Origin of the sequence: Henriciella barbarensis, assembly GCF_003576345.1 — a bacterium.
In the GTDB taxonomy this organism is placed as follows: Bacteria; Pseudomonadota; Alphaproteobacteria; order Caulobacterales; family Hyphomonadaceae; genus Henriciella; species Henriciella barbarensis.
In genome coordinates this window covers 444,319-455,269 of sequence record NZ_QWGB01000005.1, presented here as the reverse complement: position 1 = coordinate 455,269, position 10,951 = coordinate 444,319, and the positions used below count along the sequence as shown (strand labels likewise).

Annotated in this window: 10 protein-coding genes and 1 other RNA gene; 5 read left to right on the top strand and 6 right to left on the bottom strand. The window is 59.4% G+C overall.

Annotation, left to right across the window (positions count from 1 at the left end):
* Positions 1 to 4: 4 nt before the first annotated feature.
* Positions 5 to 997, top strand: coding sequence for a type II secretion system F family protein (locus tag D1224_RS05140; protein ID WP_119378837.1), 993 nt, complete (start codon positions 5 to 7; stop codon positions 995 to 997).
* A 92-nt stretch (positions 998 to 1,089) separates the two neighbouring features.
* Here the strand turns inward: D1224_RS05140 and D1224_RS05135 are convergent, their stop codons facing one another.
* Entirely contained in the window at positions 1,090 to 2,001 is a 912-nt protein-coding gene (locus D1224_RS05135; protein ID WP_119378836.1) for a tetratricopeptide repeat protein, read from the bottom strand.
* A gap of 118 nt (positions 2,002 to 2,119) precedes the next feature.
* Here D1224_RS05135 and D1224_RS05130 point away from each other — a divergent pair, with 118 nt between their 5' ends.
* Positions 2,120 to 3,481 (top strand): leucyl aminopeptidase family protein, encoded by a 1,362-nt coding sequence (locus D1224_RS05130; RefSeq protein WP_119378835.1) that lies wholly within the window; start codon positions 2,120 to 2,122, stop codon positions 3,479 to 3,481.
* Between the two features lie 96 nt (positions 3,482 to 3,577).
* The gene (locus tag D1224_RS05125) at positions 3,578 to 5,539 is read left to right on the top strand and encodes a DUF885 domain-containing protein (protein WP_119378834.1); all 1,962 of its coding nucleotides are present in this window, start codon (positions 3,578 to 3,580) and stop codon (positions 5,537 to 5,539) included.
* A gap of 228 nt (positions 5,540 to 5,767) precedes the next feature.
* Here D1224_RS05125 and D1224_RS05120 read toward each other — a convergent pair whose 3' ends face one another.
* Positions 5,768 to 6,688, bottom strand: coding sequence for a LysR family transcriptional regulator (locus tag D1224_RS05120; RefSeq protein ID WP_119378833.1), 921 nt, complete (start codon positions 6,686 to 6,688; stop codon positions 5,768 to 5,770).
* Positions 6,689 to 6,885: 197 nt separating this feature from the next.
* Here D1224_RS05120 and D1224_RS05115 point away from each other — a divergent pair, with 197 nt between their 5' ends.
* Positions 6,886 to 7,341, top strand: coding sequence for a YHS domain-containing (seleno)protein (locus D1224_RS05115; RefSeq protein WP_119378832.1), 456 nt, complete (start codon positions 6,886 to 6,888; stop codon positions 7,339 to 7,341).
* 190 nt (positions 7,342 to 7,531) lie between these two features.
* Here the strand turns inward: D1224_RS05115 and D1224_RS05110 are convergent, their stop codons facing one another.
* The gene (locus D1224_RS05110) at positions 7,532 to 7,690 is read right to left on the bottom strand and encodes a YqaE/Pmp3 family membrane protein (protein WP_119378831.1); all 159 of its coding nucleotides are present in this window, start codon (positions 7,688 to 7,690) and stop codon (positions 7,532 to 7,534) included.
* Between the two features lie 168 nt (positions 7,691 to 7,858).
* On the bottom strand, positions 7,859 to 8,785 hold the full coding sequence (gene nudC / locus D1224_RS05105; protein ID WP_119378830.1) for an NAD(+) diphosphatase: 927 nt from the start codon (positions 8,783 to 8,785) through the stop codon (positions 7,859 to 7,861).
* 270 nt (positions 8,786 to 9,055) lie between these two features.
* Between nudC and ffs the strand changes: the two genes are divergently transcribed.
* Positions 9,056 to 9,152, top strand: an RNA gene (gene ffs / locus D1224_RS05100) — signal recognition particle sRNA small type.
* Between the two features lie 13 nt (positions 9,153 to 9,165).
* Here the strand turns inward: ffs and D1224_RS05095 are convergent.
* Positions 9,166 to 10,347: a DUF3644 domain-containing protein gene (locus D1224_RS05095; protein ID WP_119378829.1), complete on the bottom strand. Its 1,182-nt coding sequence runs from the start codon at positions 10,345 to 10,347 to the stop codon at positions 9,166 to 9,168.
* A complete protein-coding gene (locus D1224_RS05090; RefSeq protein WP_119378828.1) occupies positions 10,344 to 10,796 on the bottom strand; it encodes a hypothetical protein in 453 nt (150 codons plus the stop codon). The genes D1224_RS05095 and D1224_RS05090 overlap by 4 nt, the downstream gene beginning before the upstream one ends.
* Between the last annotated feature and the right edge of the window lie 155 nt (positions 10,797 to 10,951).

Here is a 10,951-nt window from a genome sequence, read left to right as displayed (position 1 = left end):
GCACATGATAAACTTCATCTCCTCCCTGACAGAGCCAGCCACGCTTGCTTCCGTGCTGGCGGCCGTTGCGATGTTTGCAACCATCCTGTCCGTCGGAATGCCGCTGTTGAAGGGCGACAAGCTCGAGACGCGTCTCAAACAGGTCACCACGCAGCGCGAACGCCTGCGGCGCGCCAACCGCGACGCGCTGGAGCGCCGCGGTCTGAAGAAGGATAACTCCGGCAAGATCAGTGAGATTACCGGGAAGCTGAACCTGCAGAAGATGCTGGAAGACCCGAATGTCGAGCAAAAGCTTGTCCAGGCGGGTCTGCGCGGGCCGCGTCCGCTCGCCATCTTCTATTTCTGCCGTTTCGTGCTGCCGATGGTGATGGCTCTGCTCGCCTTCGTCTACATCTTCCTCGTCAACGATATGGGCCTCAATCCGCAGATGAAGATTGGCGCAATTGTCTTCGGCGCGGCAGCCGGCTTCTATGCGCCCAATCTCTATGTCTCGAACATTGCCCAGAAGCGCCAGCAGTCGATCATGCGTGCCTTCCCGGACGCGCTCGACATGCTGCTCATTTGTGTCGAGTCCGGCATGTCGATCGAGCTCGCCTTCGCGAAGGTCGGCGGCGAGGTCGGGGCAGCGTCTCCGGATCTTGCCGAGGAATTCCAGCTCACCACGGCAGAACTTGCTTACCTGCAGGAGCGTCGCACCGCTTACGAAAACCTGGCCAAGCGGACCGGCCATGAAGGCGTGAAATCCGTCTGCATGGCGCTGATGCAAGCCGAACGCTACGGGACACCGCTCGGCGATGCGCTACGCACAATGGCCAAGGAAAATCGCGACATGCGCATGGCCGAGGCCGAGAAGAAGGCCGCCGCCCTGCCAGCCAAGCTGACCGTGCCGATGATCCTGTTCTTCCTGCCGGTGCTCTTTCTCGTCGTGCTCGGTCCAGCCTACATCAAATACTCTGAGATGCAGGCGCAGAACCAGATCAATACGGATGTGAGATAGCGGCCCGGGGCCGGGCGCACGCCTCAGACAACGTCTTCTGGATGTCGAGAACTATAGCGAGGGTGCTGTAGGGTTTTGACCTGCTACAGCGCTCAGCGGCTGCTGAGGGATCCGCGAAGTTGCGGCACGCCGCGGCGCGCCGACTCGTTTTGCTGTGGCACCTGCTGGACCTGCGGGGCAGGGGTCTCAGCCTCGTCCATCACCAGCGCCTCATAGTTGCGAGCGGGTGCAAGCAGGCTGCGGATCGTTGTTACATTAGCATCCATCGTCCGCGTTGGTGCATGCGGGTCTGCGGCACGCATGGCGTCAAACTCACCCTGTAGTCCGAGGATCAGCGCCAGGTTCTGGCGCACCCGTCCATCGGCATCAGGCAGGTCGTAGGCCTTGCGCAGCTGCGCCTCAGCCCCGGTAAGGTCGCCGGTCAGGGCAAGCGACAGGCCGTAATTGGCGAGCGTTGAGGCCCGTGCAGGCTCCAGTTCCAGCGCCCGAAGATATGAGGTCTGCGCATCGGCGTGACGCTCCAGCCGGTCAAGTGCAAGGCCAAGCGCGGCATGTGCCGTCGCATCCTGCGGCGCAATCACGCTCGCCTGGAAAAAAGCTTCTGCCGCTTCGCCGACGCGGCCTTCACTCATCAGCGCCCGGCCCATGATCAGCTGAAGCTCGGCAGATTGCGGATGGGCTGGAATGGTGCGCGACAGAACGTCGATGGCGCGCTCATGACTGCCAATCTCGCGAAGCACGCGGGTGAACTGGATTGTCGTCTCGAGATTGCTCGGGTCCTTGCGGAATTCTCCCGCCCAGAAGTTCGCGCGCGTCAGCGCATCGGCCCGCTGAACCTCGGCAATTTCTTCTGGCGTCGCCAGCGCGAGCTCCTGCTCATAGGCCGCCTGCAGCGTCGCCTCCGCGTTTGCTGCGCTTTCGCTTGCCCCGGTCGAGGCGCAGGCTGACGCAAGCATCAGGACACAAAGAGAAACTGGATAAAGAGCTGCGCGTTGGACAGACATCGGGCAATCTCCCGCCAAACTGATTCACGCGGCGACCTTGCGCGCCCAAGCCTCAAGGATCAGTTAACTGAGATGTTGATTGCCTTAACCAGTTAGACCATCGGAGCATCGATTACCCATGCACAACGCGTTCACTGCCAGCGCCGAAAGCCCCGCCCGCCTGCACCTGATCCGGTCCGGCGAATGGAGTGAAGCTTCCGCCAGCCTCTCTGACGCCATCAAGGCGCAGGCCAAGGCTCAGGGGTTCGAGGGCGGCAACGGTGACATGGTTATTATTGCCAGCCCGGAAGGTAAGATTGCCGACGTTCTGTTCGGCCTTGGCGGTACCTCAGATGCGCTGGCAGTTGCGGCCCTTTCCGGCAAGCTGCCGGAGGGCGACTACGAAGTTGCGCGCGATGGTGGCATGCCGATGGCGAACATCGCGGCAGGCTGGGCTGATGGCGCGTACCGCTTCGACCGCTACCTGAAAGACAAGGCCAACCCGCCGCGTCTCGTTGTTGGCGATGGCGGCGATGCCGAAGCGCTCGACCGCGAAGCTGATGCGATTGCGCTCTTGAGAGACCTGATCAACACGCCAGCCCAGGATATGGGCCCGGCGGGCATTGAGGCTGCGATCCGCGTGCTGGCCGAACAATACAGCGCTGACCTCTCGGTCATCACAGGCGATGATCTCCTGAAAGAAAACTACCCCATGGTGCATGCGGTTGGCCGCGCGGCGCCTGAGGCCCCTCGTTTCATGGAACTGTCCTGGGGCAATCCGGACCATCCGGAACTGGCCCTCGTCGGCAAAGGCGTGGCGTTCGATACGGGCGGGCTGAACCTGAAGCCCGGCGCTGGCATGAAGCTGATGAAAAAGGATATGGGCGGCTCGGCTCATGTCATCGCGCTTGCCAAGCTGGTGATGAGCTCGAACCTGCCGGTCCGGCTGAAGCTCTACGTTCCGGCCGTGGAAAATGCGATCGGCCGCGATGCCTTCCGCCCAAGCGATATCCTGCAGACCCGCAAGGGGCTCACGGTCGAGATCGACAATACAGATGCTGAAGGCCGCCTCATTCTTGGTGATGCGCTGACTCGCGCCTGCGAAAGTGACCCGGACCTCCTCGTTGATTTTGCCACGCTCACGGGTGCGGCCCGTGTCGCCCTCGGCCCGGACCTTGCGCCCTTCTATACAGATGACGGCGATCTGGCCGACGCGATCACTGCCGCTGGCGCGGTCTCCGGCGATCCAGTCTGGCGCATGCCGCTCTGGGACCCCTACAAATCCATGCTGAAAAGCTCCGTTGCCGACATTCAGAATTCGGGCGGACGCTTTGCGGGCTCTATTACCGCAGCAATTTTCCTCAAACAGTTCGTTGAGGCGCGCCGCTGGGTGCACCTGGATGTCTGGGGCTGGCGTCAGTCGAAATTCGGCCGCCCCGAGGGCGCCGCCGCCTGTGGTCTTCGCGCGGTCTGGGCAATGCTACGCACACGTTATGCCTGAATTGGCGGGGCAGGGGGGTGAACGCGCCCTCCTGCCTTGCATAAGTGCAAAATTCCTGCTTCTTAGCGAAATTCGATAAGAACAGGAGTTTTCTTCATGCGCGTCAAGCTGTCAGCGACTGCCACCGCCCTTGCCCTCATCCTTGCTGCCTGTGGTGAAACCTCAGCGCCTCAGCAAGGCACAAATCCGGAGGCAGGCGCCGAAACGACGGAAACGGCCGCCGCAACCGATGCAGAGATCGAGGCTGAAACGGCCCGCCTGAATGCATGGTTCGACGAAAAGTACGAAGAACAGGTCATGATGAGCCCGATCCAGCTCACTTTCCTGGGGCGCAAGGAACGCAATGACGAGATTGACGACATGTCATATGAGGCCGCGCAGGAGCAGCTGCAGTGGCGCCTCGACACGCTCGCCGAAATGGAAGCCAATTTCGACTATGACAAGCTGACGCCAGAGGCCAAGAACTCCTGGGACATCTGGAAGTACCAGGCAGAGCAAGCCGAAGAAGGCATCGAGTACTTCTATAACGGCTTCACCTTCGACCAGATGAACGGTGCGCAGAGCTTCCTGCCAACGGTCCTCATCCAGTTTCACCGCGTCGAGAATGAAGCCGATATGGAAGCCTATATCTCGCGGATCAGCGAAGGCGCCCGTGCAGGCGACCAGCTTCTCGCCATCGCTAAGGAAAGCGCCAGCCGCGGCGTCGAAACTCCTGATTTCGCGCTCGAAGGCGTGATCGAACAGGCCCGCAACGTCATCACTGGCGCCCCTTTCACTGACGGAGAGCCTTCTGACCTCTGGGCCGACGTCCAGATGGAAATCTCCAATCTTCAGGAAGCTGGCGAGATCGACGAAGCACGTGCTGAAGAGCTGATGACCGCGGCCGAAACCGCGCTTACCGAAGACTTCCAGCCGGCCTATGAAAACCTCATCGAATGGGCCGAGGCAGAGCTCGAGGACGCGCCGGAAAACCCGACCGGCCTCACCTCACAGCCGGGCGGCGCGGAATACTATAACTACCGCCTCAAAGTCTCGACCACGACAGACCTGACCGCTGACGAGATTCACCAGATCGGCCTCGACGAGGTTGAGCGCCTGCAGGGCGAGATGGAAGCGGTGAAGGAAGAGTTCGGCTTCGATGGCACGCTGCAGGAGTTCTTCGTCTACCTGCGTGAGAACACCGACGACCGTGAGCTCTATTACGAGAACAATGACGAAGGCGCAGACCAGTACATCGCGGATGCGACCGCCGCCATCGACAATATCGAAGGCCAGCTGCCGGAATATTTCGGCATCCTCCCGCAAGCCGACCTCATCGTGAAGCGTGTCGAATCCTTCCGTGAGCAGGATGGCGCTGCACAGCACTACTATCCGGGCACGCCAGATGGCTCCCGCCCTGGCACCTACTATGCTCACCTCTCCGACATGAGCGCCATGCCGAAGCGTGAGCTTGAAGTGATCGCTTACCATGAGGGCCTACCGGGCCACCACATGCAGATTTCGATCGCGCAGGAACTGCAGGACATCCCGCAATTCCGCACGCAGGCGGGCTTCACCGCCTACTCCGAAGGCTGGGGCCTTTATTCAGAACGTCTCGCCAGCGAAATGCCGGGCACGTTTGAAACCCCGCAATCGGAATTTGGCCGCCTCGGGTCTGAAATCTGGCGCGCCATCCGGCTCGTCGTCGATACCGGTCTTCACTCCAAGGGCTGGACCGAGCAGGAAGCGTTCGAATACTTCACCGAAAACGCTGCCGTCACAGACGCCCAGGCCCGTTCCGAAATCCAGCGTTACATCGTGATGCCGGGCCAGGCGACGGCCTACAAGATCGGCATGATCAAGATCCTCGAACTGCGCGAAATGGCGCGGGAGGAACTCGGCGATGATTTCGACATTCGCGGTTTCCACGACACCATCCTCGGTGGCGGCGCGCTTCCGCTCGAACTGCTCGAGCGCCGCGTCAACACCTGGATCGAAGACGTGAAGGCAGGCGAGGCCCCTGCGGTTGAGCCGACCGGGTCCGAAGCTGAAGCCGAAACGATGGAATTGCAGGAGTAGGCTCAAGCCTTCTCCCCCTCATCCTGAACAAAGTCGAAGGACGAGGAAGAGATGCACAAAGCAAAAGCCCCGCAGTCTACGGCTGCGGGGCTTTTATCCTTGGTGTTGCGTACACCAACACTCGGACGAGCCATCACGTACCGCGTCACCCTCGACCGCAAAGCGGTCTGAGGGGCCATCTCCTGACCGTATAACAATACAAGAGCCAATTTGTGATCGCCCCGAGATCTATTGATGGGCGGCGTCCGGCTCCTGCAGCTCCTTGGCCTTCATCGCTTCGGTGATGTGATCTGCCAGAAGCCGTGCCTTGCCTTTCAGTTTGCCGCCTGACCAGACCACGTTCAGCGGCAGGGCTTCAGCCTCCCAGTCCGGCAACAGACGTGCCAGCTGGCCTTCGCGGACTTTCTCACAGACCAGCCAGTCCGGCGCGAGGATATAGCCGAGCGCATCCTGCGCGCACTGGATCAGCATGTCGCCAGAAGACGCGCGAAAGCGGCCGGCGGCCCGCAGACTATCCAGCGCCCCCGTCTTGCTGTTCGCCAGCTCCCACACGGCGGCGCCGGCCCGCTGTCGAAGCGACAGCGCCTCATCGGGGTTCAGCTCGCCGGGGCGGGTTACGGATTTCTGCTGCGCGATATAGATCGGCGATGCCCAGAGCTTGAGAGGGGTAAGCGCGATGCGCTTCGCCATCAGGCTTGAATCGGCAAGCTGGCCAAGCCGAAAGGCAAGGTCGACACCCTCCTGCACGATATCGGTATAGGAATCGTCCGACATTACGTCCAGCGAGAGGTCAGGATAGCGCCGCATGAAGCTCGCCAGCGCGGGTGCGATCACCACACGCGACAGCGAGTGCGGCACGCTGATGCGCAGCTGGCCGACCGGCTCATTGTCGAGCCCGCGCACTTCCGCCTCGGCCGCCTCAAACGCGTCCAGTATGGACTTCGCCCGCGCATAGAATGTCTGGCCAGCTTCGGTGAGACTGAGCGCGCGGGTCGTGCGCAGGAACAGGTCCGCGCCAAGCTGGGCCTCAAGGTCCTGTATCCGCCGGGAGACGGTGGGCTGGCCGATCTCCAGGTCAGCCGCCGCCTTGGAGAAACTCCCGGTATCGGCCACCCGTATGAAGAGCCGCATCGCGTCCAGCCTGTCCATTGCCGCTCGTCTCCGTCTTGCCCGTGCGTCCCACCATATAGGCACAAGGCTTTCGCTGCGCGAGGGGCGACAGCCAACCGGCCGCCTGCTCACGAACCGCTTCACCCTTTCGTGACGCCCCGTCACGCAGGCGTGGTTCGCAGTTGGGCGTCGTCCCGCCTATCTTTTTGCCACACCACCCCGAAAGGCCCGACCCGATGATCAGACACGCCGCCGCCGCGCTCATCCTCGCCTCTGCTGGTTTTGCTTTCGCGGCACCTGCCCACGCCGACAAGGCGCCGGTCTATACCGGCACCTTCTCCAACACGGCCGTCGAGGGTCACGACCCGGTCGCCTATTTTACCGAAGGCCACCCCGTCAAAGGCAGCCGCGATTTCCGGACCGACTATCAAGGCGCAGAATTCCGCTTCGCGAGCCAGGAAAACCTCGACACATTCCTCGCCGATCCGGAAAAATATGCCCCACAATTCGGGGGGTATTGCGCCTGGGCCGTGTCCGAAGGCTACACCGCAAAAGGCGACGCAGACCACTGGGCCATCGTCGATGGAAAGCTCTATCTGAACTACAACAAAAAAATTCAGAACCGCTGGGAACAAGACCGCGAAATGCACATTGTTAGAGCGAATACGAACTGGCCGGAGGTTCTGAAGTAACAAGGCAAAATTCCCTCCTCCCCTCACCCCAGCCTTGTCACTTCCGGCTCGAAGACCCCGCACCTCCCCCTCAGTGCGGGGTCTTCCTCGTTTCAGCGCCCGGTTTTTCGCGCCGCTCCCTGGCCACAAAAAGAAACGGCCAGACCCGAAGGCCTGACCGCTCTGTCAGTCGCTGCTCTGGCACCCCATGCTATTTGCGCAGGATAACCCAGACCGCGTGGATGATGCCCGGCACATAGCCGAGCAGGGTCAGCAGGATGTTCAGCCAGAAGTGCAGGCCAAGACCCACCTGCAGGAACACGCCCAGCGGCGGGATCAGGATGGCCAGAAGAATACGGATTACGTCCATGACAGGGTCCCTCGTCTAAAAACACACAAACGCCAGCTCAGGTATCTCGTTCCGCTGCATACCTTCAAGCCGCTCACCCGCGCGCAGGCGGGGGTCTCAGCCGGTCAGGGCGCAACGACTGCTTCACGAGATCCCCGCCTGCGCGGGGATGAGCGGTCCAAGACAGACTTAATCCTCCCGCTCGGCCCATTCCTTCATGATGTGGTGCGCCACCGCAAAGGGCGGGGGCGCGAACATCTCGTCATGCTGGCCCGCCAGCACGCGGCGGATCTCCTCGCGCGAGAACCAGCGCGCGGTTTCCAGCTCATTCTTGTCGACGGCGATCTCCTCGCTCTCGGCTGGCAGGATCAGCCCGATCATCAGCGAGGATGGGAATGGCCAGGGCTGGCAGAACAGGTATTCGGTCTTTGCCGGGTCGCAGTGGATGCCCGCTTCCTCATGCACCTCGCGCGCGGCCCCTTGTTCCAGCGTCTCGCCCGGCTCGATAAAGCCCGCCAGACAGCTCCACATCCCCTTCGGCCACATCTTCTGGCGGCCCAGCAGGCATTTGTTGCCCTTCACGGCCAGCATGATGGCGACCGGGTCGGTGCGCGGGAAATGCTCGGCGGTGCATTCGGTGCAGGCCCGCTTCCAGCCAGCTTCAGACCGCGCGCTCTCTGCCCCACAGCGCGAACAGAAACGGTGAGAGCGGTGCCACTCAAACAGCGACCGCGCCGTAGAGGCGAGGTTCGCTTCCATCTCGCTCATCAGCGCCATCGCCTGGCGAAAATCGGTAAACTCCCCCGTCCCGGCGATCAGCGAGGCTTCGACGTCAAAGTCCCCCGGCATCTCCACCGCGAAGACAGGCGTTCCATTCTTGTCGAGGCCGAGGAAAAGCGGCTCACTGTCTGGCGCGAGCTTTGCCGCCTCCGGCCCCAGCCAGACAAGACCGCCATCCTTGGCCAGCAGCGGCAGCCCCCCCTGCATCAAAAGGACAAGCACATCGTCGCGCGCATAGGCAGACGCCAGCCAGTCAGCATCGGTGCGGTGATGGCCCGCCCGGTCAATCGGGCGCGCGCCCAGCGATATGAATTCGGAATTTGTCGTATTAGCCATGCACAGACCCCGTCTGGTCTTCTGGAATTTTCGCCCCGCAGGGTGCGGAGTTTTGCTGGTCAGCGAGGCGCAGTTACGCAGGAAGGGCAGGCCCTTTCAAGTGACTGCAACGATGCTGGCAGGCAAAAGACCGTGCCTTGCGGGGCGTACCCTCGCGGCAAGCTGTGGCCATTCTCAACAAGGCGCTCGACTGTCAAAAAATTCCGGAAGACCAGACAGGAAGCATCCGCCCCCTTGCCACCCCGCTTTCAAAACGCGATATGGGGGACAGGAGGCTGGCGGTGGACGAAGTCCTCGCCAACCGGGTCAGATCGGGAACGAAGCAGCCCTAACGAGTTTCGCTTCGGGTCACTGTCCAGTCTCCGCTTTTTGAAGAAAGTTTAGCTTTTAGGCCTGAACGTCTTCAGTGCTGTGAAATCATCCTCATCGGAAACAATTTCGATCAGTAGCTGCACCCACTTTTCGGAGTAGGTATAGTCTCCGTGTGCGGGATGATATTGGCAGAAGTCCTTCTTTGTGTCTGAAGGTTTCTTTGCTCCAGAGCGCGGCCTCGCGCCATATCTCTTCCACGCTAAGGTGTGGTGATGAGAATTAAAGTTACTCCCAGTTTCTTCGCGAACACGTTCAACCACTCGTCCAGGTTTGAACGGCCAGAGTTCATCGCTTACCACCGGTTTTGTTAGAATTTGGTGGGTCTTGGATGCATTTTTATTGTTCTCAGTGAAGACGATATGTGCATCGCCTTTCGTTGCCTTCTCAAAGGAGTAATTGACCTTGAATTTGTAAGCAGCGCTTTCTTTGCCGGTCTCCTCTACGGCTTCAGATATCTGACTATCGATAGCCTCAATTTCAGGAGTGATATCGTACTTTTGTAGCTGGCTGAGTTCTTCTACGTTCATTTTTGCAAACTGAATTGCAACAGACAGTTCATCATTTAATCCGACGCTTTCGCCGAATAAGCTGCGAAGCGCTTGATCGAAGTTTAGACAATTAGCTTGGAATAGAGGCCAGAAGTTTTTCCCGAGAGAGTTGAGTGTTTTGTGCTCAACTCGGTCCCGTAATTCCTTAACTGCTAGCAAGTTTTTACGAACATCCGCTGACAGGGGGCAGTCATCCCGTTTGATCATCTGGTTGAGCAGCCATGTATTTCCATTGGCGTCTTCAATTACTTCATCTTTTCGGTCGTAGTATTCGTGAAGCAAATACGTCCAGGCAATCTGGCTTAAAACAGGAAATGTTTCGACCTTGAAAAGAACGCGGGGACTGTTGAAGACTTGAACGGCCGAAATCATTGCTTCGCGAGATCTTACAAGCCTCTCGTCATCCATCGGCGAAAGACCGGTTTTGAGGTCCACTAGCGACTTTTCGTATCTAAACCGCGCTATCTCATCATCAGAGGCAGGTTCAATATCCCACTCTTGTGATTTCGAAAGACGGCCGAAGTTCACTGTAGGCGTACGACCGATATTGATTAAGTGATGGACGTCCTGATTGCGTTCTCCGTCCGCAATCAGTCGTTTTACGATACGTTTTTCGTTCTCTGTCAGTGATGGTGTTTTCATTTCTTCGTCATCAATCTGCAGGCGATTTCGCTGTTGTTCCAGCGGACTGAAAATGCATCTGAAATATCAAACCAAGTGCCGTCTTCACCTTGCCCATGGTTTGCGCCCATACAAGAGCATTGGCACTCGTGGCCCTTTGCATTTCTGCAAGCTGGCGCGCAAATTTCTAATTCGCGATAAGGCTGAATAACGTAGATCGAATTGAACTTCAGTAACGCCCGTTCAACGGTGTCATTGAACCACGCCTTGGGAATTTCCCAGTATTTTTCTGACTGGTTCCAAGAAGGGCTGCTGCGTCGTCCGTTCTGAAGCCAGTTTCTGTTGTTTGGAGGCTTTTCATATGGAAGTCGAAGTCGTGGCTTTTCTCCCTTGCCACTACGACGGAGAAGGACGGGAATTTGGCCTTGATTCCAAATTCGCTGAACTCGTTTTTCATTGCCAGTTTCCATCCCAACCCCCTCCAGCCATCAAAACTATCGCATAGGTAGAGATTGTCAGCAATCCTCGTGCCAATTTTAGCCGCCGATATGGCGGACCCCGCCATTCGGCCACGGCCAGCCAAGGACCGTCCGGTTTCGGGCGGTCAAGGCTGCCGAAGGCACGG